This is a genomic window from Legionella gresilensis, assembly GCF_900639865.1.
GTDB lineage: Bacteria > Pseudomonadota > Gammaproteobacteria > Legionellales > Legionellaceae > Legionella_C > Legionella_C gresilensis.
On record NZ_CAAAHX010000008.1, the window covers coordinates 145699 to 168101 of the forward strand.

Below are 22403 nucleotides of genomic sequence, written 5' to 3' on the forward strand. Positions count from 1 at the left end.
GTTTTTATTCCTCCACATAATAGGTATGTTAAAATTAATTTACAGCGTTATCTAAACTCTTCTGGTAAACGCTTCGGTTTCATTCCTTTATTTACACATACAACTTTAATATTGGCCAGGCAAAGCAACTTTTGTTTAACTTGTATTCTTTGTTCAAACAACAAACTACAGTTACTTTTATCTGTGATAAAAGTGCTGATAGATAATACATCATCTAAGCGCGCAGGGTAATAGTAATGCAACTTAATATCTGAGATTGTAAAATAATAATCAAGCGTTGCGAGCTTAGTCAAAGGTAAATCAGCTTGTCGTAACATTTCTGAACGTGCACGCTCAAAAAAACGAAGATAATTAGCATGATAAACAATACCCATAGCATCAGTATCTTCAATGTAGACTCGAAAATTAGTTTGGTAAATCTCTTTAAGATTCATCAACGCGCTCATAATTGGATGATGCTATTCCCAAATGCTGGTAAGCCAACTCAGATGCTACTCTACCTCGAGCGGTGCGCATTAAAAATCCTTGCTGAATGAGATAAGGTTCAATAACATCTTCAATTGTTCCTTTTTCTTCACCAATAGCAGCAGCAATACTCTCCACGCCTACAGGTCCGCCAGCAAATCGTTCAATCACGGCAAGTAATAATTTTCTATCCATAATATCAAAGCCATGTTGATCAACATCTAACATTTTTAAGGCAAGTTTTGCTATTTCTAAGGTTATGATACCTTTGCCACATACTTCAGCATAATCACGCACACGTCTTAAAAGGCGATTAGCAATACGAGGCGTTCCCCGTGAACGTAATGCAATTTCACGTGCGCCTTCTTCGTCTGTTGAAACTTTCAATAAACGAGCTGATCGCGCTACAATTTTTGTTAGCGCTTCTACTGAATAAAATTCTAAACGCTGAACTATACCAAAGCGATCGCGTAAAGGCGAGGTTAAGGACCCTGCTCGAGTCGTAGCTCCAATTAAAGTAAAAGGTGGCAGTTCAAGTTTAATAGAACGGGCTGACGGCCCCTCACCGATCATAATATCTAATTTATAGTCTTCCATAGCCGGGTAAAGTACTTCTTCAATGACGGGATTTAAACGATGAATCTCATCAATGAAAAGAACATCATTTTCTTCAAGATTAGTAAGAAGTGCAGCAATATCACCAGCTCTCTCCAAAACAGGACCTGAAGTTTGTTTTAAATTGACGCCAAGCTCATGAGCAATAATACCCGCTAATGTTGTTTTTCCTAATCCTGGTGGTCCAAAAATTAATACATGATCAAGAGCGTCCTGCCTATTTTTGGCAGCATCTATAAAAATACGCATTTGTTGGCGAACCGCATCTTGTCCGATATAGTCTTCAAGGCTTAAAGGCCGAATAGCTCGCTCAATAGCATCTTCTTGGCCAGCGGTGGCACTTATGAGGCGATCACTTTGCAGCATAATTTTCATTCTTATAATATATTTTGCTGCATTCTAACATACTTCTTTAGCTAGGTTGATGGGCTTTTTGTATTTATATTGGTTAGGTTTATTTATATTTAATAATAAGTTTTAAATATGTTTTGTCTATTATCTATATTTGAAGGACGTAACTGAGTTCAAATTAATTTTATTTAATATAACACCCTATTAACTACTAATTTCTAATGCACTTTGTCAATTAATCTTAAAAGACGTCTTTTATCATGTGAAAGTTGGTCTGCAAAAATAACCATAACTTTACGTGTTACATTGCTACGTAATTCCATTAAAAAGAAAATGCCGCAATCTAAAATGATACGCATTTTTTCATATTTAATTTCTAAATCAGAGTTACTAATTAAAATCCATTCATCTTTTAAAAAAATTAATTTCTTAAAATGTTTATACGGGATAGGATTATGATAAACAGAAATAAGATTTAAGACTAAGCATAATGTTAAACAACTATTAATAGTCCACCCTAGTTGACTATTAACTAACATATAAGCTGCAAAACTATAGATTATAAAAGTAATTCGAAAGTAAGTCGTTGATTTATTTAGTTCGATTATGCATCTGGATAAGTTCAACAATGGCTAACATCTCCCTATCAGCTGGTTTTTCACTACCCATTAACCAACAGTATAATTCAGGATCGGACGTATTAAGTAATTGCTCAAATACACTAACTTGATTATCTTGTAGTTTATCTAATGATTGTTCAATAAAATGGTTAAGTAGCAAATCAAGCTCCAGCATTCCACGCCGGCAGTGCCACTTTATTCTAGCTTTTCGAATTTGATCAATCATCGTCTTTTAATTGTCAAAAAAGGCGATATTACACTAAAATTTGTACTTATCGCAATTAAGGTTAATATAAATATGAACCAAGAATCTTATCTCATCAATACACGCGCCTATACCGCACTGCAAAATATCAATCAGGAACTTATTTTAAATAGCGATAAAAATTATCTTTTTGATTTATCTTATTTGGCAATATTAAGTGTTGAAGGTAATCAAGCTGAATCCTTTCTACAAGGGCAACTAACTTGTGATGTGCGAGATGTAAGCCAAACAACTATGCGGCAAGGCGCATTATGTAACTTAAAAGGACGCATTCAAGCATTATTGGATATTGTTAAGACCACAACTTACCAACTTATTTTACCCGCTGATCTCATTGCAGATACGCAAACAAGTTTGAGTAAAGTGGCAATATTATCGCGCGTGCAGTTAAGTATTAAGAATGACTATAAAGTGTATGGCTTTTATTTAGCTAATAAGCATGACAAATTGCCACCTAAAATACACTTACCTGCGGAAAAATATGGTTTATCTATAACTGAGGATGGTTATTGTTATTGTATTGACGAATCGTCTTTTTTAATTATTAGTTCTGTAGCTAATCAAGAAGCTTTAACAGCGCCATTTATAAGTAGTCAACAATTTTGTGGTTCATTGGCTTGGCATTATTTACGAATCAAACAGGCAAAAGTTGAGATTTATCCAAATACGCGTGGTTTATTTTTACCTCATCGCCTTGAGCTTCATCATCAAGGTTATATTAGTTTTAATAAAGGATGTTATAAAGGGCAAGAGATTATTGCACGTACTCATTATCGGGCTAAACTCAAACATCAATTAGCAATTTTTGCAATTGATACTAAAGAACCATTCAATGCAGGAAGTAAAATCTTTGATGAATCAGCACAACGAGAAGTAGGAGAAATTATTGACTATTGCCCTTTATCGACAGATGGTAAATTTTTAATTGCGGTAAGCATTCTACACAATCATCCTAATAAAGTTATTTTTGAGGGCCAGAAGGAAAGTATTACATTAAAGAAAAGTTAGCTTAGCTTACTTATCGTAACTCATAAATGATTCCTAACAATTAAAATCTACTGGATTCCGCGAACAAGTCGCGGAACGTATGTGAGGATTATGTAACTATTTAACATCAACGACCGTAGTATCTTTTTCAGACATTTGCATGGTTGTTTGTGTAAGTGCTAATAATTCACGTATTGCAACAAAAAACATTGTATAATTAAGCGCAGTTGAAGAACGTAAATCAGTTAAGATATGACGCCATCTATTAATAAGTCCTGCGTGCTGCTCTGACCATTCTCTAAAGCATGTCATATAGTCCCGTTTATTATCACCTAACTTAATGATACCAGCAGTTAATTGACGCTGTTGCCAGTCTAGGTCATCTCGCAGTGCTTCTCTCGATAATGATTCCCAATTATTCTCAGCTGGATGAGCAATAACCTGATTACGAATCCATGCTAAATCTAAAAATTCACCAATACCAAAATAAACTTCAGCAACGCTTGTTACACTAATATCAAGTTGTTGAGAAACTTCAATGATATCCATTGCAGAAAATAAGGGACGTGTTAGAGCTATTTCGTGCGCTAAACTAGCTGGAATACCTAATTCTAAATACTGATTTAGATATTCTTCATATTGAACCCGATTATTTTCACCAAAGATAAGGGGAATTGCGCCTTTTAACTCAATCACCCCAGGTGAATAGGCTTTAATGGCTTTACCAATATTCAAGCGCATGCGTTGATTACGTAAAAACCAACGCGTAACACGCCTTAATAAGCGGATATAAAGCATGATTAATTCCATTTGCTTATCAGCGGTCACACTCGATTCAATACTTTCAATTTGCTTCCAAATATTGTCTACTTCAAGCACACGACGAGCAATAATATATGCCCGTACAATAGCCGCTACTGAGGCACCTGTCTCTTCTTGCATTCTAAATATAAAAACAAAGCTCATCTCATTTAAGATAATATTGCTTAATTTAGTGGCAATAATTTCTCTTTTTAGGGGATGATTTTGCATTTCTTTACTAAACCTTTCTTGTAATGGCTTAGGGAAATAGTTTATTAACAAAGCTTTAAGGTAAGGATCTTCAGGGACATCCGAAGCTAAAATTTGCTCTTTTAATATCATTTTGCTATAGCAAAGCAACACAGAGATAGTAGGGGTCGTTAAGCCTTTACCCATTAGCTTTCGCTCTAGCAATAACTTTTCAGTTGGTAAAAATTCAACTGCTCTATCAATCTTACCTGTACGTTCTAATTCATTAATATAACGATTATGTAATTCAAATGTACGTAAGCCTTGTCCCGCTGTAAGGCTAATAGCCCGTGTTTGCATAAAATTATCAGCAAGTACTAAAGCAGCTACTTCATTAGTCATTTCGCTTAATAATTCATTACGCTGTTTAAATGTTAAATCCCCAGCTGTTACAATACTGTTGAGTAAAATTTTAATATTGACTTCTTTATCTGAACAACTTACACCAGCAGAATTATCAATAAAATCGGTATAAATAAGGCCATCATTCAATGCATACTCAACCCGTGCTAATTGAGTTAAGCCAAGGTTACCTCCTTCTGCAACTACTTTACAACGTAACTGATTAGCATTTATACGGGTTGCATCATTCGTTCTATCACCTACATCAGTATGACTCTCATTCTGAGCCTTAACAAATGTCCCAATTCCCGCACTCCAAAGTAAATCTACTCTAGCTTTTAAAATAACTTTAATTAACTCATTGGGTTCAATGTCACTAACAGTAATATCAAATACCTGCTTCATTTCCTTACTAACTGGGATTGATTTTGCAGTTCGATTAAAAACACCGCCACCTTTAGAAATCAATTTTTTCTGATAGTCCATCCAAGTTGAACGAGGAAGATGAAATAAACGCTCGCGCTCTTGGAAACTCACCTCGGTATCAGGATGAGGATCAATAAAAATATGAACATGATTAAAGGCAGCAACTAACTTGATATGCTTAGAAAGCAGCATACCATTACCAAAGACATCCCCTGACATATCACCAATGCCAACGACTGTAAAATTAGTTTTGTTGATATCAACATTCATTTCATAAAAGTGACGCTTTACTGATTCCCAGGCGCCACGGGCGGTAATACCCATTTTTTTATGGTCATAACCTACTGATCCGCCTGATGCAAAAGCATCACCCAACCAAAAGTTGTACTCTAAAGAAATAGCATTGGCGATATCAGAAAAGGTTGCAGTTCCTTTATCAGCAGCAACAACTAAATATGGATCATCTTCATCAAAACAGATAACTTGTGGTGGTTTAATAACTGTACCTTCTCTGTAATTATCTGTAATATCAAGCAAACTGCGTATAAATAATTGATAACAAGCAATCGCTTCAGCTTGTATATCCTCTCTATTACCTGATACAGGTAGACGCTTAGGTACAAATCCTCCTTTTGCGCCCGAAGGTACGATAACTGCATTTTTAACTTGTTGCGCTTTCATTAGCCCTAGTATTTCTGTACGGAAATCTTCACGGCGATCAGACCAACGTAACCCACCTCGTGCAACTTTACCGCCTCGTAAATGTACACCCTCAAAGCGAGGTGAATAAACAAAAATCTCAAACATTGGATAAGGTTTAGGCAACCTTGGAATTAACTTACTATTAAGTTTAATAGCGATACAATATTTATGTTTGCCTTGACTATCAACCTGATAAAAATTTGTTCTTACAGTTGCGGTAATAGCTTGAATATATTGCCTAATAATTTTATCTTCGTCTAAATTTGAGACATCATCTAATGACTTAAGAATTTGGTTGAGCTGATCTGTAAACTGCATATCACGGGTAGTGATTTCTTGAGGATTAAATCGAATCTCAAAAAGCTGAACCAATTTCCTTGCAATTGGCGCATTATTATTGAGGGCAGTCTCTATATATTCCTGGCTAAAAGTAAACCCAATTTGCTTGAAGTATTTTGCGTAAGTACGAAGAATAGCTACCTGTCGCCAATTTAAGCCAGCGCCGAGCACTAACTGATTAAAACCATCATTATCTGCTTCGCCTGTCCATATATTCGCAAACGCATTTTGAAAAAGTTCCTTAATTTCATCAATATCAAAAGCCATTTGCTTAGTATACTGCAAAGCAAAATCATTAATCCAAGTAATACGTCCATCTTCAAATTTTAAAACATAGGGTCTTTCACTAATAGCACGCATACCTAAGTGCTCAACGATAGGTAAAACGTCGGATAAAGGAATAGTGATATCATGTTGATAAATTTTTAACCGAAAACTGTCGGCCATTTCATGCATCGGGCGATAAAAATTCATTACTAGCGGATTATCTTGAGATAAAGCCTCAACATGCTTGATATCGTAAACTGCCGTACGTGCGGTGAAATTATCCCGGTAATTACTAGGAAAAGCATTTTTATATCGGGAATAAAGCCGATTAGCTATTTCTTCCCCAAATGCTTCACTAAGAAAATGAAGCAAATCATCTGTCCAGGAGCGTCCAACTTCAATTAGTTTTCGCTCAACCTCTTTAAAATCCCATTGTGTATCATCATCAGGGTTAGTTCTAATTAGAAAATGAATACGAGCTAGAATGGATTCGGTAAATGTAGTGGAAAACGTTATCTCTAAAGCATGAAAGCTTTCTGCTAATATCTTTTCCATTGCATGACGCAATTCTGAAGTAAAGTGTTCTTTAGGTACGTAAACTAAACAAGAGATAAAACGTCGGTAGGGATCTGTTCGTACAAATAATCGAATACGTCTACGTTCCTGCATATAATAAATACCCATTGCTATCTCTAATAATTCATCTTCAGAGGCTTGAATGAGTTCATCTCTAGGTAATGTTTCTAAAATATTTAAAAGTATTTTACCTGCATGGCTTCGCGGCTCAAGGTTAGAGTTTTTCATTACTTGTGCCACTTTATGACGCAAAAATGGAATATGCTTAGGATTAGTATTATAGGCAGCTGAGGTATAAAGGCCTATAATACGACGCTCACCAATAACTTGGCCTTTCTTATTAAAACGTTTAACGCCAATATAATCAGTATAGGTTCGACGGTGTACTGTAGCTTCCGTATTCGTCTTAGACATCACTAATATACGGGGCGATAGGGTTAGCTCACGCGCTTCCGGTGTCATTGATGAAATGCTACGTGCATTTGATTTACTTAAACTAGGTCTAAGTACGCCTAAGCCTGTCTCAGGTAAAGGCTGCAAGACCATTTCCTCACCTTTTTTTACTAATTCATAATCTCGTAGGCCTAAAAAAGTAAAATGATGGTCTTCAATCCAGTGTAGAAAGGCTTTAGTTTCTTCGGCTTCAGCTGGATCAAGACCTTTGAGTTGATCAATTTCTTCAATCGCTTCACATACTTTTTTACGCATTTCTGGCCAATCTTCGACAACAGCACGGTTATCGTCTAAAACCCTTTCAATATTACGATGTAATTCTTCAAGAATAGTTGGATTAGTTTGCCTATCAATTTCCATAAAAATAGGGGCTTCAACTAACACATCCTGTTTCTTACCACTACCACGCGGTAAGACAGCTACAAGATTATTTTCTTTATCCCTTTTAACACATAGGCCACCTAAATAAATGACTAGGTGAGAAGCAAGCCCTAACCGCGTAATGACCATACGTAATGAATCGACTAAAAAAGGAATATCTTTGGTAATTACTTCAACGACAGTATGTGTTGTTTGCCAACCGTGCCGTTCAAATTCAGGATTATAAATACGAACTTTTGTTTCATTAGGCGCTCGATGTTGCATGAAAGTCCAAAAGTTAATAGTAGCACCGTATAAATCATCAATATCCCACTCTTGAAGGTCATCTAATGCTACAGTACCTAAAAATTGCTGAACAAAAGTAGCACACACCTCTGCCTGCTCTGAATTCATCTTTTGCTTAATTTTAGCTACTACTGCATCAATAATTAAGACTTTGCTCTCTTCAAATTTGTAAGACATTCATTCACCTCATTAGGCATGAAAAAAATTGTACGAATTATATACTGTTGCTATAAAACGGTATATATGAAGTTCTTAAATTGTTAATTTTTTAACAGCTAGTTTTCTTCTTTCTCTTAGCTTTTAGAGAATATCATGCAATGAAGCTTTAAAAGACTAATAATTACCTGCTTAACTCTACATTTACATTTAATATTAGCCTTACTCAATGCATACATACGTATTAAGTTTGACCCAATCAGCAAATTTTATAATATCGATATTACGCATACGTATACAACCGTGTGATTGGGGCTTATTTATATCAGTATCATCCGCTATGCCATGAATGTAAATATAACGCGCCAAACTATCTACATTGCCCTCTTTATTACGTCCTTTTTCTAACCCATCTAATTGTACAATTCTTGATAAAATCCAATCACGTTTTAGATGATTTTCACTTAATTTAGGTGAATAGATCTCACCTGTCCATTTTCTACCTACAAAAATACTATTTATAGGTGTATCCTTTCCAATATGAGAATAAACCCGATGCCAACCTCTTGGAGTACATTCAGTACCCATTAACTCCCCTAGTCCATTTTTTGCTGTTGAAACAGCATAGATTTCTAAAAGGATATCATTATCATAGCAATATAATTGCTGTTTTTTAATTGAAATGAAAATAAACTGATTTGTCATTTAATTATCTATCCATAAATAGTTAAGCACTACTTAATTGAAACCGTTTTAGTATTAACAAACTCAAGAATACCTTCTCTTGATAACTCTCTTCCATAACCAGAAGATTTCACACCACCAAAAGGCACTCTAGGATCTGATGAAACAAAAGCATTTACAAAACAAACACCCGTATTTATCTTGTTCTTAGCAATCACTTCACCGCGTTCTAAGTCCCGTGTAAAAATGGCAGCTGCTAAACCATAACGACTTTTATTAGCAAGCGAAATCGCTTCTTCTTCATTTTTACATCGACTAATAGCAATCACAGGGCCAAATAATTCTTCATCAAAAGCCGGCATACCAGGTTTTACATCTATAAGTAGAGTAGGCGGATAATAATAGCCCTTTCCAGAAGGAATTTTCCCACCAGCCAGCAAAACAGCACCTTTTTTAATACTTTCTTCTACTTGATTATGTAGCGTATCTCGTAAGTCTTTACGCGCCATGGGGCCAAGCTTAGTCGAATGACTTTTAGGATCACCTGATGTATAAGTCGGTAATAAAGACAAAATTTCTTCAACTAATTCATCATGAATATTTTCTTCTACAATAATACGCTTTGCCGCAATACAGACTTGCCCGCAGTTATTTAAACGTGATGTCAAAATATTTTGCGCAGCTAACTCAATATCTGCATCAGCCAAAATTAAATAAGGATCATTACCGCCAAGTTCTAAAACAGATTTTTTTAAATTTGCCGCAGCAAGGCTTGCAACTAAACGGCCTGTTTTTTCACTCCCTGTAAAGCTTAATGCTGCAATTTTAGGATGAGAAATTGCTTTTGCGGTAACTTCATTTTCTAAAATCATATGCTGAAATAAGTTAGGTAAAAAACCAGCCTCCTTAAATAATTGCGCAATTGCGTTTCCTGCACCGATAGAGTTTGGTGCATGTTTTAAAATAGCAGCGTTACCTGCCATAATGGTGGGAATTGCAAAACGAAAAACCTGCCAAAAAGGAAAATTCCACGGCATGATCGCTAAAATAACACCAATAGGTTCATGAGCAACAAATGTTTTGGTCATTTCTGTTTGAACAATACGAGGCTTCAAAAATTCTTCTGCATGTTCAGCATAGTATTGACAAACCCATGCACATTTTTCAATTTCTGCTTGACTTTGACAAATTGGTTTACCCATTTCTTGAGTAATAAGGTTACTTAAAGTTTCTTTCTTTGCTTGCAATAAATTTATTAAATTAGTCATTAATAAACTACGTTTTGAAAAAGGTACTTGTCGCCATTCTTCAAAAGCCGCATAACCTTGGTCAATAACCTGATACATCTCATCTTCATTAAGAGCAGTATAGCTTTGTAACACATCTTCGGTTGCCGGATTGATAGTTTGAATAATCATAGTTCATCCTTTCAAATTATTTTTAAAGTGTAGACCAGGCGTCAGCTGAAGCCAATAGAAGAGCAATAAGTAAACAATAAATTAAGACTTACGAAAAACCCAAAGCTCTTTGTTAAAAATATTTTTTGCCTTGACCTTGGTATTTTTCGTAAGTCCTATAGATAAAAGTGATAAGTTGACTAAAATATAACAATTAATTTATTAAATCATTCTTCCCCTTTGCAAATTCTTGCGTATTCGATTTAATTGTTGTTACTATTTTGCGTGTTGAATTATTTGTACTTAAAATAATTTATATTTTAGAAAAATAACATTATTTTGTAAAAATTATTTTTTAATCAAATTGTTTGAATAACTTTATAATAGATAATTTTAATTAAAAACTGCATGAAAATTAGACAATTAAAACGACTGCTTAGGAGCTTAGGATAAAATGACCAACAAAACGCTAAGCTACCATCCGACTCATTACCTAGCTGCTTGGGCTGTACATGCTTTTACGGCAAGTGCTGCCTGTGCTGGGCTTTTTACTCTTATCAAAATTTATCAACATGAATACATTCATGCTCTTTGGTTTATGGCAGCTGCTGTCGTTATTGATGCTGTGGATGGAACTTTAGCCAGATTGGTAGGTGTTAAAAGAGTTCTACCCTACTTTGATGGCGCTTTGCTAGACAATATAGTTGACTATTTAAATTATGTCATTACACCTTGCTTTTTTCTCTTTGTTAAAGCAGATATGCTGCCACCAGATTTAGCAATTATAATTATTGTGGCAATTATTATTACTTCTTCTTATCAATTTTGCCAAGCTGATGCGAAAACACCGGATCATTTTTTCAAAGGGTTTCCGTGCTATTGGAATATTGCCCTTTTCTATATGTTTATTTTTGACACCTCAATGAATACGAATGCTCTAATTTTATCAATTCTTTGTATTTTAATCTTTGTGCCTATTAAATACGTTTACCCTTCTCGATTAGATTACCTTACTGAGTCAAAATTATTAAAAGTATTAATGCATAGTTTTTCTCTATTATATGGGATTTGTTCCGGGGTTGTTTTATGGACTTACCCTACTATTAATCGACTCTGTTTAGTGTTGTCGTTAGGTTATATTATAATGTATTTGACTTTAAGTGTTTATCGAACTTACTCACCTATGTTGCTTTCAAAAATTGCCTCCTATAAAGATTAATTTAAGGGGTTAGGCTCTTATTATTTAAAGAGGCTTTCACTAGTAAGCAGCCATTGAAAATACTTTCAATCACATTAAAATAACAACATTACTTAAAGTAAAAATAAAAAGGGTATTATGTTTATAAATAGATTAGCGTTACTGGCGGCACTTTTAACATTAAATACACTAACTCATGCTAATTTTCCTCGTGGCTGTGAAGTAACAGGTTTTGGTTACAATGGCCCAAATCTTGTAGTAAATGATAAGGGTGGGCAAACTTTCTATTTAATGCAAAATCGCAGTGAGCATCTTATTGAGCTAAAGCGGGTAGAAACAGAAGATATCTTCATGAGCCCATCACTAACAGCTAAAATAAATCCCAAAAACTGGGCAGCTTTTGCATCAGACATAGAAAATTTATATTTTCAATGCTTTCATATTGAAGAAAATAATGCAAAACAGGTTGATTGTAGGGAAGTTTTAGATGTCTGTCAGTATCCACGAGTAAAATTTGCACTTAGTAATATGGGCAATTATTGGGTTTCTGTTAATAAAGCACAGCGTAATGTAATTAATGATTCAACAGCTAAAGGCATCTATTTACGTTGGTAATTTTAAATTTAAATTACGCTGCTAATATTAGAAAAGCTATTATAAACCTAATTAACTAGCTATTATTTTCAATAAACTTTAGTAAATAGTGTTTATGGTAGAGGAAAGACAAAGGAATACAATGTTAAAAAAGGAGGTTGTTTTTCTTTGCATTGGAATTTTAGGTGCGCTTATTTCACTTATTGGCTTAACACAAAACTTTGCAGCTATTTTTTATGTTATTGGATCAACCCTATTACTTATTACAGCTATTTTTTTTAAGTTATTTTATTTTATTGCACTTGAAATTATTATGGCCGCAGGGCATGGCGCACAATTATTAGGTATAGGCTCTATTGTACAAGCAGCTATACCTATATTACTTTGTATTCAATTATTAGTTTTTTATTTTTTAAGTGGGCGATTAAGTAATATTTTATTATTTATGGGAATTATGGGTATTGCCGCTTTATCTATTGGATTATCCTATGAAGATCAGCGAATTTTCTTTCTTGGTAGTACAGCAATTGCAATTTTTGCCTATTCGTATTCATACAAAAAGCCACCTGCTTTAATATGGGCAATTATGAATACAATTTTTGCTTTAACGGCACTTATTAGAATTATTTTTTTTCATAGTTAATTAGGATAAAAAATGGTTAAAACAGCTTCTAAAATGGTACCTCTAGGCAGCACAGCGCCTGCCTTCTGTTTGCTAGATGTTATTAGCGGAAAAAATATTAGTTTAGACAAACGAGAAAATATTAAATGTACTGTCATTATGTTTATTTGTAATCATTGCCCTTATGTTAAACATCTTAATAAAGGCCTCGTTCAACTAACAAACTCTTATCAAAATAAGGTACGGTTTATTGCGATTAATTCTAATGATATTGAGAGCTATCCTGATGATTCGCCGGAACATATGAAATTGACAGCCTTAAAAGAGGGGTATTCATTCCCTTATCTTTTCGATGAAACTCAAGAAATTGCAAAAGCATATCAAGCTGCTTGTACGCCTGATTTCTTTGTTTATGATACAAATTTAAATTTAGTTTATCGTGGTCAATTTGATGATTCACGGCCAGGAAATCAAATTCCTGTTACGGGCGAATCTTTACGTCAAGTCATTGACTGTCTTTTAGCTGACCAACCTGTTTCTGAAATCCAAAAACCTAGTTTAGGGTGTAACATTAAATGGAAAAGGTAAACTTTAATTACAAGTTATCTTTTTATGTTCCAGAAAGTCATTTAGAAATAGTAAAGGAAGCATTATTTGCTGTAGGGGCAGGTAGGAAAGGCAATTATGAGAAAACATGTTGGCAATGCTTAGGTCAAGGTCAGTTTCACCCTACAGGTAATGCAAATCCCAGTATCGGCGAAGTCAATAAATTAAATTATGTGCCTGAATATAAAGTTGAAATTTTGTGTAATTGCAATATTATAAAAAAAGCTATCCAGGCACTACGTGAAAATCATCCTTATGAAGAACCCGCTTATGATGTTGTTTATATTGAAAATTTTTAAGACTTAATCTAATAAGCGTAAAAAATAAAATCTTTATTAAGTTTAGGAAATTACTTTTCTAGTAACTACATTCCTAGAAATAATATATCCAACTTAAGCTTCTAATATTTACATAAGTATTATCCTTAATCATGGAATAGATAAGTAAGCATTAGTTTCTATTGGAGAATTAGGCAACGCCCCTGAAGTTTTGTTAGACAAGATTTAATTTTGAATTGAGCATAGATTTTTCAATTTCACTTCGATCCGTCCCTCTCCCGCGCTAAGAGTTTTGCTCGTATGATGATACTTTTTGCGGGAGAGGGAAATGTCACGGATGGTCATTAATGACAAGCTGTGGTTTTGTTTAGAGAAATTACTTCTAAAAATATAAATCAAATCGCAGAAATGTTAGAGGTAGATGAAAATAGCTTAATGCAATATTTAGAATCATTATCAAGGACTAATCAATTTTTTAAGTTCAAGCATTTAAGAGATATTAACCTTAACGCTATACCCGAAAAATGATTAGAAAACTACCATGATCCTCCCTTTATTTATAAAAATAATGGGAATAATACAATGTTTAGCTCGCAAGTAAGAGAACGCCCAATTACTGAAACTGAAAGAGTAGAAATAGAGTCAGAAACATCGACTAAAAAAGCAACATCAAGGCTGACAGAATTAAAAACGATGCCCGGATAATTATTTCCGGGCATCTTTCATCTTTTATTTTGCAGAAACAACCTGTACTTGAACTTGAGCTGTGACATCGCTATGTACATGGATATCAATGACATAGTCACCAACAGAATGAATTGGGCCTTCGGGTAAAGAGATTTCACGTTTACTAACTTCAACATCTTTAGCAACTAATGCATCTCTAATTTCACTAGCACCAATAGAGCCATAAAGCTTACCTTCATCACTAGCTAATGCAGAGATAACAATTGAAGTATCATTTAGCTTAGCTGCACGTTGTTCAGCACGGGCTTGCTCTTGTTGAGCTTTCTTTTCTAATTCAGTACGGCGTTTTTCAAAATATTCAATATTTTTCTCTGTTGCAAAAACAGCCTTATTCTGAGGGATTAAGTAGTTGCGGCCATAACCTGCTTTGACATCAACTCTATCACCTAAATTACCTAAATTTCTTACTTTCTCTAATAAAATAACTTCCATCATTCACCTCTTAATTCTTGAATTTTCTATCTAAGGATAAATGTAACCTTAGATTAAATAAACTATCTAATGAGCCGAAAAATACATAGATTGGGAGCATTATATAAGGCACGATTATAAGTGGCACAAATAATAGAAAAATAGTCACTAAATCTCTTTTTCTAGCCATTATATTAAAAAATAAGCTAATCCCAGCAAACATTAGGTAAACTACTAAAAGTGGTAGACAACTAATGGCAATAGGATTACTTTGATATACTCCAAAAGCAGCAACAATCAATAACAATACACCGACACGACTAGCTCGAAAAGCAAGCATTTCTTCTCTAAAACCACCTGGATAAAACAACAGCGATTGAATGCCTCGCGCTAGCATTAATGAGCCTAGGGCAGAAAAAACGAGGCTTAATACTCGAATACCCAGTAAAGAATTAATGATCAAATTTGGATTAGTGCGTTGCTGGCTTTCTAAAAGTTGCACCAGCATATGATTTGGATCTACTTCTTTTAATGCAGCAAGTAATAGAACATATTGTTCATTAGCATAATTCGGTAAAAACCCATGAACCAAACTAATAATTATTAATGCAGCAATTAAAATTCCAAATATTACTATTTTCCAATTTGCAGTTAACCTTAATATTAAGGCAGCGCTAAAACCTATAATAAATGTTATTATAGTCATAGAAAAAGCGTGCCCTAAATTAGTATTAAACTGATAAGAAATGTAACTTGCAATAATTCCACAAATAAATACCTTAGCACCATCAACAACTCCTTTCCGTAAGGTAACTAAGGCTATCACTGCTAATGATAACCAAGTAGTAAGGGGTATTAGGGCCAATATTGCAGCTACAAAAAATGCACAAATCTCATTTTTTAATATATATTGACCTTGATTACGCAAAAAGGTATTCATAAATTTCTGTTATCGATGACTGTCACAATAAGGCAATAGACCTAAAAATCGAGCACGTTTAATTGCCTGTGCTAATTGTCGCTGAAAACGAGTGGGTACACCAGTAATTCGGCTTGGTACAATTTTCCCAGTTTCGGTAATATAATTTTTTAATAAATTAATATCCTTGTAATCGATTTCGCTAGAGCCTTCGGCATTGAAACGACACATTTTTTTACGACGGAAATAAGTTGACATCTCAATTCTCCTTAGGCTGCTCTCGTATCTTTTTCTTTATCTTTATCTTTTTTCATTAATGCCGATTCACCCGTTACTGCTTCCTTCTTAAGGATAATAAGATTACGGATGATAGCATCATTAAATTTAAAAGCGTTTTTTAATTCATCAATTGCAGCTTGATTACATTCAACATTCATTAAAATGTAATGCGCTTTATGAACATCTTTAATTGAATAAGCTAATTGACGACGGCCCCAATCTTCTCGACGATGGATAACCCCATCTTGCTTGGTAATAATACCTTCGTAACGTTCAATCATACCTGGCACTTGTTCACTTTGATCAGGGTGAACGAGGAACACTATTTCATAATGTCTCATGAATTCTCCTTATGGATTAAAGCCTTCTTTAATAAGATAAAGTAAGGCAAGGTTTTAAAGTGGGCGATTTTAACTTATTTTTGTGCACGGAGCAAACTTCGATACCAGCGAAAAAACTGCAATAATTTTAATTAATTGTAGCAAAAATCTCACAAATGAATTTATTAAATAATTTACTGAATTTAAGATGATGATTTAAAAGGCAAATGCAGAAAGAAAACAAAACGTTTATTTATAAGACAATTGCAAAAATAAACTTACACAAAGCACCCTCTTTATATCATAAAAATAATAAAAATAAGTTTATATGACAAAAAATTTTCTATAAATTTTTTTCAGGCTGTATATGTTCTGCTTGCAAAAACATTGCTTTTACCTAATCCATACGATATAACGTCTTAAAAAAAAGAGATTTTATATGGATATCATTACAGTAGACTTTGAAGAAACGTTAGTGATTAATGTAAAAAATACAAATATCTTACTGGTAGCGTTTAAAACCCTGGAACATGGCAACATTAAATTTGGTGTCGAAGCACCCCGCTCAGTAAAAATTCATCGAGAAGAGATTTATCAAGCTATTCAATTAAAAGAGAAACAAAGTGAAGTTACTTGACTTTACAGTTTTTAAACATCCTGCTAGAGCCTGCTCGATTATAACAAGCTTATTAATAGTTATACTTTCAAGTCTTGCTTTTTATGTTAACTCCCATTATTACCATTACAAAGGTAATAACTATCTCCCGCCTTTCACGTTATGGGCTGGAATTAGTTTATGTCTAATTTTAATCGGCTTAAGATTACTATTTAGCCATAATGATTATTTCATTGAAATTACACGTGCCTTTGCTGGTATTTATTTTTCTATGTTATTTGTTGCTCTAGCAACAAATGCTGCACAATATAGTCCCTTTCCTCCTATCGACAAATATATCGTTGCATTAGAATCTAAATTCTATATTGATTTACCTGCTTTAATGGCTTGGACCAACCAATATCCTAATTTTAAATTAATACTTGGTTTGGCTTATGATAGCTTGGCTTGGCAAATGGGTTTTCTACCTCTGTTAGTTGCCTTATTAGGTCAATTTTCTAAAGTTTGGGAATATTTTTGTTTATTATTAATTTCAGCTTTGATTGGCTTTACGTTTTACTATTTTTTTCCAACTACTGCACCAGCTAGTATCTTAAAAAGTCCTTTTTTTTTACCTGAACAATATATTACTGGCATAAAATTTATGCAAATTCACCACCATCAACAACCTACTTCACTTGAAGGAGGTATGATAGCTCTCCCTTCCTTTCATTTTATTTGGGCTTGGTTATGCTTATACGTAGTCAGAGGTTTTAAGCCATTATTTATAATGATGCTAATTATTAATTTTTTTCTTGCTTTATCTTGTATTTTATTAGGCTGGCATTACCCCTTAGATTTAGTTGGGAGTATTGTTGTACTCCTTATTACCCACTTTATTTATAATTATCTTAAAGAGAAAAATCACCTCAGCCGATCTTTACTGGAATACCAGAAGGAAAACTAACTTCGGTTTGAATTACTTTATTATTCTTATCACGTATATTGCTTTGTTTAGCTAGCAAATTAGCCACTAATTTACTTAAATTAGTGCCTCTATGCTCTATTAAAAGTGGATGTGCTTCCAGAAAAATTGCACCGCTAGCATAGCCTAGTTTAACAGGTTCATTAATGACTCTCACTGAGGTGCCTACTTTTACGTAATCAAATAAAGATTCAATATCTTCTGGCATCATACGAATACATCCAGCACTTACACGCGATCCAACAATATCACGGCGGTTAGTACCATGGATTAAATAAGTGGGCCAACCTAACCTTAATACATGCCTACCAAGAGGATTTCCCTCACCGGGAGGAAACTCTTCAGGAATTGGAGTACCATGCCGTGCAGCTTCTGCCCTTACATTTGCGGTTGGCCGCCAATGAGGATCGCGTTCTTTTGCAATAATTCTAGTAAAGCCAAGAGGCGTTTTCCAACCTTCCCGACCAATACCTACTGGCATCGTGATAACAATATTATCGCCTGGTACATAATAATAGAGCCTAAATTCAGCTAAGTTGATAACTAAACCTTGGCGCGGTCCAGGCGGTAAAATATATTGTGAGGGAATAATAACTTGGGTTTGAGGATATAGTGGCCGCAATGGATCGAGTTTAGGATTAGCCTGTATCATCTCATGATAGCCAATATCGTAACGTATTCCTACATCACTTAATGTTTCTCCGGCTTGTACAGTTGCATACTGTATTTTGCCAATTAAATCACTATGCGTTGAAAAAACCCAAGTCGAGGCGTAATTAATAGAGGTGATTACTAAAAACAACAAGCAGATAAGATATTTGATAGGTATCATTGAAGCTGCTCTCTTTGTCATAGCCCAACCTGAATACTGGAAAAATTCCAGCATTCAGGTTTCCTAACTACTTTTAATTTGAACTCTTACTAAATTGCTTATCAAGCTTAAAACGCTGACCATATTGATTTTCTAGTTTAGCAAATAATTCATTTAATTTATCATGACCAAAGTGCTTGGCATAATTCATCGGCCCACCACGGAATGGAGCAAACCCTGCCGCAAAAATCATTGCACCATCTAAAAGATCACTATCTGCTACGACGCCCTCTCGTAAACACGCAGCTGACTCATTGACCATTCGCAAAATTAAACGGTTAGCAATTTCAGGATAAGATTTATCGGTTTGTGGCTTTTTCTTAATGGGCTTACCATCTTTATACTTATAAAAACCTTCCCCTGTTTTACGACCGAGTTTACCTGCCTTAACCATATCACGTAATTTTTGCGGAACACTACCACCGTAATATTTAGTTAAATTCTCAGCTACTGCTAGACATACATCCATACCTACGGTATCTGCTAATTCAACAGGCCCCATAAACATACCAAATTCTTTCGCTGCTTCATCAATGGTTTCGCCTGCGTACCCTTCTTCAAGTAATTGCACACATTCCATTAAATAAGGCATAAGAACTCGATTCACTAAGAAGCCAGGGCTTGATTTTACAGGTAATGGAAGCCGGCTAATTTGATTGACAAAAGCACAAGCCTTGTCACGGATCTCACTTGCTGTTTTATTACTACTGACGACTTCAACTAACTCCATTTTGGCAACAGGATTAAAATAATGAATACCAACCAGACGACTTGGGTTAGTCATCACTTGACTAATTTCATCTAAAGGAATACTTGAAGTATTTGTTGCTATGATAGCATCTGCTTTTGCCTTTTCTTCTACGTGCTTCATAATAGTTTGTTTGACTTCTAAATTCTCAAACACTGCCTCAATAATTACATCAGCACCTGCTACGCCAAAACCTTCTGGATCAGCAATTAATCTATCCATTGCTGCTTGAATTAGGCGCGGTTGCTTTAATTTCTTTTTAAATAACGAATAAGCTCGTGCTTTCGCTGCGCCGATTTGTGCATAAGATTTATCTTGTAAAGTAACTCTAAGCCCACGCAATGCACACCAAGCCGCAATATCGCCGCCCATGACACCTGCACCAATCACATGAACATGCTCTGCTTTAAAATCACTAGCTTTTGCAAAACCCTTCATACGTTCTCTTAGTAAAAACGCACGAATTAAATTTTTAGCGGTTTCATTACGTGTAATTAGTTGCTCAACTGAATCTATTTCCTTTAAATAAGCCCGCTCCCCATACCCTCCTTCCTTTTCCCATAAATCAATCACAGCATAGGGCGCAGGATAATGCTGTTTGCGAACTCGTTTTGCTACGTTATAGCGTATGATTGGCGCAACTATAGGTCGAACCCAAGCATAATTAGTAAGAGATTGCATAAAAGTGGGTTGATGTTTTTTAGGTTTATTTTTAATAAAATAAACCGCAGCACGCTTTAATTGGCGTATAGGGACAACATCATCCACAAAACCCATGGATTTCGCTTTGTAAGCCGCAATAGGCGCCCCTGTTAAAATGACTTTTGTTAATGCGTCAAAGCCACCAATTAATTGTACTAAGCGAACTGTTCCGCCCCAACCTGGATGAATACCTAATAAAATTTCTGGCAAACCTAGGCGAGTATCAGGTTCATCAGACGCTATGCGGTAATCGCAAGCTAGAGCTAACTCTAGACCACCGCCCATACAAAAACCATCAATCATAGCGACCGTAGGTATTTTTAATCCCTCTAAACGAGCAAAAACAGTTTGTCCCTTTCTTAAAAAGTCAACTGCCTCATCAGGAGTTTGGAATTTAGAAAATGCATTAATATCAGCGCCAGCAATAAAGCCTTTATCTTTGGTTGAATAGATAACTAATCCTTGGGCTGAAGGTTGGTTAACAGCCTCTTGTAAAATACTATTTAATTCATCTAAGACTTCTGAGTTGATAGAATTTAATGCTGCATCAGCACGATTAAGACCTAACCAAATAATATTCTCTGCGTCAGTTTCAATTTCCCAGTGTTTGTAATTATTCATTATCCTTTCACCCCGGTCACTCTTTCTAAATACATTGCGCCGCCTTGGCCACCGCCAATGCAAATTGCAGCCATACCATGCGTACCATTTGTTTGTTGTAAGGATTGTAAAGTATGTAAAACAATTCTTGCGCCACTTGCACCAATTGGGTGGCCAACAGCAATTGCCCCACCATCTTTGTTTACTTTATCTAGAGATGGTGCACCTAATGCCTGTTTTAAACCTAGCTGCGTACGGCAATAATCTTCATCATCCCAGGCTCTCAAACATCCTAGAACTTGCGCTGCAAATGCTTCATTAATTTCCCAGCAATCTAAATCCGCAGGTTTTAAATTATGGCGCTCTAAAATAGGTGTTGCTGCATGAACAGGCCCTAATCCCATATGAGCGGGATCTAAAGCGGCCCAGTGAACATCAACAATACGGCCAAGTACAGGTAAATTATATTTCTTAACTGCATCAGCGCTCGCTAAAATTAATAAGCAAGCTCCATCTGTTACTTGAGAACTATTACCTGGCGTCACCATACCGTATTTTTTATCGAAGAAAGGCTTAAGCGTGGCAAGCTTCTCCGGTGTTGAATCTTTTCTTAAACCAGTATCTTGAGTATAGACTTGCCCTTTATTATCAATAATTGGCGTAATCTCAGTCATCCTTCCTTCATCATAAGCACGTGCTAAACGCTGATGGCTTTCATAGGCAAACGCATCCATTTGCTCCCGAGTAATATTAAAACGATAAGCAACCTTCTCAGCAGTCTGGCCCATATTTAGACCAACTATTGGATCGGTTAAACCACGCATAAGAGCAATAACAGGTGCTAAATAGCCAGGTTTAAACTGCATAATTAGCCGTGCACGCTGTCCTGTGCTTTTAGCGCCCATCCAATTACCTAGCCAAGCAGCCATTTTTTGATTAAATAGCAAGGGAGCATGACTCATTGCTTCAGTCCCACCAGCTAAAACTAAATCACTTCGGCCTGAAGCAATTTGTAAGGCAGCATTATCTAATGCTTGCATGCCAGAAGCACAATTACGCATGACAGTAAAAGCAGGCATACGTTCGCCGCAGCCTAAGCGTAAAGAGATTACGCGTGCAATATTCGCTTCATCAGGACCTGGCATTGCAGCGCCAATAATAACTTCATCTAGATCAGTAGGAGAAAAAGGTTGACGGCTTAACAGGGACATACCTGCGGCAACAGCTAGGTCCGAGCCGCTAAAGGGTCCAATATTTTTAGCCTTAAGAAAAGGGGTACGATTCCCATCAACAACATATACTTCTCTACCATCTAAATACGATTTGTGTTTCATTAATCCTCCTATCATTCATCCTGCGCCACAAAGTAACAGCCAGTCATTCAATTTATAAAGATGTACCCCAAACTAATTTTTTAATATCAGGAGTTTACACTAAATTTTGTTAAAATCAGAATGAAATGGATTCTTAAGAGCAATCGTTTGTTGAGCCAAGGTCCAACATACAGAAAATCGATATGGCGCTAAGTTTAACTTATTCATTACTATATATGAAAGATAGCAGTTAA

General features: G+C 35.3%; 23 protein-coding genes. 9 read left to right on the plus strand and 14 right to left on the minus strand.

Annotated elements, in window-relative coordinates:
- Positions 1-47 precede the first annotated feature (47 nt).
- From E1P04_RS11550 to E1P04_RS11565, 4 genes are all read right to left on the minus strand, one after another.
- Positions 48-434 carry a YbgC/FadM family acyl-CoA thioesterase gene (locus E1P04_RS11550; RefSeq protein WP_131783093.1) on the minus strand — a complete coding sequence of 129 codons (387 nt, stop codon included), beginning with the start codon at positions 432-434 and terminating at the stop codon, positions 48-50.
- The gene (gene ruvB, locus E1P04_RS11555) at positions 424-1446 is read right to left on the minus strand and encodes a Holliday junction branch migration DNA helicase RuvB (protein WP_131783059.1); all 1023 of its coding nucleotides are present in this window, start codon (positions 1444-1446) and stop codon (positions 424-426) included. The genes E1P04_RS11550 and ruvB overlap by 11 nt, the downstream gene beginning before the upstream one ends.
- A gap of 203 nt (positions 1447-1649) precedes the next feature.
- A complete protein-coding gene (locus E1P04_RS11560) occupies positions 1650-1970 on the minus strand; it encodes a hypothetical protein (RefSeq protein ID WP_131783060.1) in 321 nt (106 codons plus the stop codon).
- Positions 1971-2022: 52 nt separating this feature from the next.
- Entirely contained in the window at positions 2023-2274 is a 252-nt protein-coding gene (locus E1P04_RS11565) for a succinate dehydrogenase assembly factor 2 (protein WP_207386020.1), read from the minus strand.
- Positions 2275-2349: 75 nt separating this feature from the next.
- Here E1P04_RS11565 and ygfZ point away from each other — a divergent pair, with 75 nt between their 5' ends.
- A complete protein-coding gene (gene ygfZ, locus E1P04_RS11570; RefSeq protein ID WP_131783062.1) occupies positions 2350-3324 on the plus strand; it encodes a CAF17-like 4Fe-4S cluster assembly/insertion protein YgfZ in 975 nt (324 codons plus the stop codon).
- Positions 3325-3420: 96 nt separating this feature from the next.
- On the opposite strand, the gene E1P04_RS11575 is transcribed toward ygfZ, so the two are convergent.
- From E1P04_RS11575 to E1P04_RS11585, 3 genes are all read right to left on the minus strand, one after another.
- Entirely contained in the window at positions 3421-8301 is a 4881-nt protein-coding gene (locus E1P04_RS11575) for an NAD-glutamate dehydrogenase (RefSeq protein WP_131783063.1), read from the minus strand.
- Between the two features lie 201 nt (positions 8302-8502).
- The gene (locus tag E1P04_RS11580; protein WP_131783064.1) at positions 8503-8985 is read right to left on the minus strand and encodes a L,D-transpeptidase; all 483 of its coding nucleotides are present in this window, start codon (positions 8983-8985) and stop codon (positions 8503-8505) included.
- Positions 8986-9014: 29 nt separating this feature from the next.
- Positions 9015-10382 (minus strand): NAD-dependent succinate-semialdehyde dehydrogenase, encoded by a 1368-nt coding sequence (locus E1P04_RS11585; protein ID WP_131783065.1) that lies wholly within the window; start codon positions 10380-10382, stop codon positions 9015-9017.
- Positions 10383-10815: 433 nt separating this feature from the next.
- Here E1P04_RS11585 and pcsA point away from each other — a divergent pair, with 433 nt between their 5' ends.
- The 6 genes from pcsA (at position 10816) to E1P04_RS18250 (ending at position 14364) form a co-directional block, all read left to right on the plus strand.
- Positions 10816-11580, plus strand: a complete 765-nt coding sequence (gene pcsA, locus E1P04_RS11590; protein ID WP_131783066.1) for a phosphatidylcholine synthase — start codon at positions 10816-10818, stop codon at positions 11578-11580.
- A gap of 117 nt (positions 11581-11697) precedes the next feature.
- Positions 11698-12174, plus strand: a complete 477-nt coding sequence (locus tag E1P04_RS11595; protein ID WP_131783067.1) for an enhanced entry protein EnhB — start codon at positions 11698-11700, stop codon at positions 12172-12174.
- A 121-nt stretch (positions 12175-12295) separates the two neighbouring features.
- Positions 12296-12796, plus strand: coding sequence for a hypothetical protein (locus E1P04_RS11600; RefSeq protein ID WP_131783068.1), 501 nt, complete (start codon positions 12296-12298; stop codon positions 12794-12796).
- A gap of 12 nt (positions 12797-12808) precedes the next feature.
- A complete protein-coding gene (locus E1P04_RS11605; RefSeq protein WP_131783069.1) occupies positions 12809-13363 on the plus strand; it encodes a thioredoxin family protein in 555 nt (184 codons plus the stop codon).
- Positions 13351-13680, plus strand: coding sequence for a YqfO family protein (locus E1P04_RS11610; protein WP_131783070.1), 330 nt, complete (start codon positions 13351-13353; stop codon positions 13678-13680). Before E1P04_RS11605 ends, E1P04_RS11610 begins: the two co-directional genes overlap by 13 nt.
- A 561-nt stretch (positions 13681-14241) precedes the next feature.
- Positions 14242-14364, plus strand: a complete 123-nt coding sequence (locus E1P04_RS18250) for a hypothetical protein (protein ID WP_282433119.1) — start codon at positions 14242-14244, stop codon at positions 14362-14364.
- Between the two features lie 24 nt (positions 14365-14388).
- Here E1P04_RS18250 and rplI read toward each other — a convergent pair whose 3' ends face one another.
- From rplI to rpsF, 4 genes are read right to left on the minus strand one after another with little or no spacing between them, the layout of a single operon-like run.
- Positions 14389-14838, minus strand: coding sequence for a 50S ribosomal protein L9 (gene rplI / locus E1P04_RS11615; protein WP_131783094.1), 450 nt, complete (start codon positions 14836-14838; stop codon positions 14389-14391).
- Positions 14839-14848: 10 nt separating this feature from the next.
- On the minus strand, positions 14849-15757 hold the full coding sequence (locus E1P04_RS11620; RefSeq protein ID WP_131783071.1) for a hypothetical protein: 909 nt from the start codon (positions 15755-15757) through the stop codon (positions 14849-14851).
- A 9-nt stretch (positions 15758-15766) separates the two neighbouring features.
- Positions 15767-15994 (minus strand): 30S ribosomal protein S18, encoded by a 228-nt coding sequence (gene rpsR, locus E1P04_RS11625; RefSeq protein ID WP_115331351.1) that lies wholly within the window; start codon positions 15992-15994, stop codon positions 15767-15769.
- 11 nt (positions 15995-16005) lie between these two features.
- On the minus strand, positions 16006-16356 hold the full coding sequence (gene rpsF, locus E1P04_RS11630) for a 30S ribosomal protein S6 (protein ID WP_131783072.1): 351 nt from the start codon (positions 16354-16356) through the stop codon (positions 16006-16008).
- 418 nt (positions 16357-16774) lie between these two features.
- Between rpsF and E1P04_RS11635 the strand changes: the two genes are divergently transcribed.
- Entirely contained in the window at positions 16775-16972 is a 198-nt protein-coding gene (locus E1P04_RS11635) for a carbon storage regulator (RefSeq protein WP_131783073.1), read from the plus strand.
- Entirely contained in the window at positions 16959-17897 is a 939-nt protein-coding gene (locus tag E1P04_RS11640; RefSeq protein WP_131783074.1) for a phosphatase PAP2 family protein, read from the plus strand. The genes E1P04_RS11635 and E1P04_RS11640 overlap by 14 nt, the downstream gene beginning before the upstream one ends.
- Here E1P04_RS11640 and E1P04_RS11645 read toward each other — a convergent pair.
- The 3 genes from E1P04_RS11645 to E1P04_RS11655 are packed head-to-tail and all read right to left on the minus strand — an operon-like array spanning position 17860 to position 22170.
- Entirely contained in the window at positions 17860-18801 is a 942-nt protein-coding gene (locus tag E1P04_RS11645; RefSeq protein WP_242604447.1) for a L,D-transpeptidase family protein, read from the minus strand. The genes E1P04_RS11640 and E1P04_RS11645 overlap by 38 nt on opposite strands.
- Before the next feature lie 19 nt (positions 18802-18820).
- Positions 18821-20857 (minus strand): 3-hydroxyacyl-CoA dehydrogenase NAD-binding domain-containing protein, encoded by a 2037-nt coding sequence (locus E1P04_RS11650; RefSeq protein WP_131783075.1) that lies wholly within the window; start codon positions 20855-20857, stop codon positions 18821-18823.
- Positions 20857-22170, minus strand: coding sequence for an acetyl-CoA C-acetyltransferase (locus E1P04_RS11655; RefSeq protein ID WP_131783076.1), 1314 nt, complete (start codon positions 22168-22170; stop codon positions 20857-20859). The genes E1P04_RS11650 and E1P04_RS11655 overlap by 1 nt, the downstream gene beginning before the upstream one ends.
- Between the last annotated feature and the right edge of the window lie 233 nt (positions 22171-22403).

What these genes read in the sequence shown, in the direction of transcription:
- E1P04_RS11550 (WP_131783093.1), bottom strand. Translation starts at nt 434, where the DNA reads ATGAATCTTAAAGAGATTTACCAAACTAATTTTCGAGTCTACATTGAA.
- ruvB (WP_131783059.1), bottom strand. Translation starts at nt 1,446, where the DNA reads ATGCTGCAAAGTGATCGCCTCATAAGTGCCACCGCTGGCCAAGAAGAT.
- E1P04_RS11560 (WP_131783060.1), bottom strand. Translation starts at nt 1,970, where the DNA reads ATGTTAGTTAATAGTCAACTAGGGTGGACTATTAATAGTTGTTTAACA.
- ygfZ (WP_131783062.1), top strand. Translation starts at nt 2,350, where the DNA reads ATGAACCAAGAATCTTATCTCATCAATACACGCGCCTATACCGCACTG.
- E1P04_RS11575 (WP_131783063.1), bottom strand. Translation starts at nt 8,301, where the DNA reads ATGTCTTACAAATTTGAAGAGAGCAAAGTCTTAATTATTGATGCAGTA.
- E1P04_RS11580 (WP_131783064.1), bottom strand. Translation starts at nt 8,985, where the DNA reads ATGACAAATCAGTTTATTTTCATTTCAATTAAAAAACAGCAATTATAT.
- E1P04_RS11585 (WP_131783065.1), bottom strand. Translation starts at nt 10,382, where the DNA reads ATGATTATTCAAACTATCAATCCGGCAACCGAAGATGTGTTACAAAGC.
- pcsA (WP_131783066.1), top strand. Translation starts at nt 10,816, where the DNA reads ATGACCAACAAAACGCTAAGCTACCATCCGACTCATTACCTAGCTGCT.
- E1P04_RS11595 (WP_131783067.1), top strand. Translation starts at nt 11,698, where the DNA reads ATGTTTATAAATAGATTAGCGTTACTGGCGGCACTTTTAACATTAAAT.
- E1P04_RS11600 (WP_131783068.1), top strand. Translation starts at nt 12,296, where the DNA reads ATGTTAAAAAAGGAGGTTGTTTTTCTTTGCATTGGAATTTTAGGTGCG.
- E1P04_RS11605 (WP_131783069.1), top strand. Translation starts at nt 12,809, where the DNA reads ATGGTTAAAACAGCTTCTAAAATGGTACCTCTAGGCAGCACAGCGCCT.
- E1P04_RS11610 (WP_131783070.1), top strand. Translation starts at nt 13,351, where the DNA reads ATGGAAAAGGTAAACTTTAATTACAAGTTATCTTTTTATGTTCCAGAA.
- E1P04_RS18250 (WP_282433119.1), top strand. Translation starts at nt 14,242, where the DNA reads ATGTTTAGCTCGCAAGTAAGAGAACGCCCAATTACTGAAACTGAAAGA.
- rplI (WP_131783094.1), bottom strand. Translation starts at nt 14,838, where the DNA reads ATGGAAGTTATTTTATTAGAGAAAGTAAGAAATTTAGGTAATTTAGGT.
- E1P04_RS11620 (WP_131783071.1), bottom strand. Translation starts at nt 15,757, where the DNA reads ATGAATACCTTTTTGCGTAATCAAGGTCAATATATATTAAAAAATGAG.
- rpsR (WP_115331351.1), bottom strand. Translation starts at nt 15,994, where the DNA reads ATGTCAACTTATTTCCGTCGTAAAAAAATGTGTCGTTTCAATGCCGAA.
- rpsF (WP_131783072.1), bottom strand. Translation starts at nt 16,356, where the DNA reads ATGAGACATTATGAAATAGTGTTCCTCGTTCACCCTGATCAAAGTGAA.
- E1P04_RS11635 (WP_131783073.1), top strand. Translation starts at nt 16,775, where the DNA reads ATGGATATCATTACAGTAGACTTTGAAGAAACGTTAGTGATTAATGTA.
- E1P04_RS11645 (WP_242604447.1), bottom strand. Translation starts at nt 18,801, where the DNA reads ATGCTGGAATTTTTCCAGTATTCAGGTTGGGCTATGACAAAGAGAGCA.
- E1P04_RS11650 (WP_131783075.1), bottom strand. Translation starts at nt 20,857, where the DNA reads ATGAATAATTACAAACACTGGGAAATTGAAACTGACGCAGAGAATATT.
- E1P04_RS11655 (WP_131783076.1), bottom strand. Translation starts at nt 22,170, where the DNA reads ATGAAACACAAATCGTATTTAGATGGTAGAGAAGTATATGTTGTTGAT.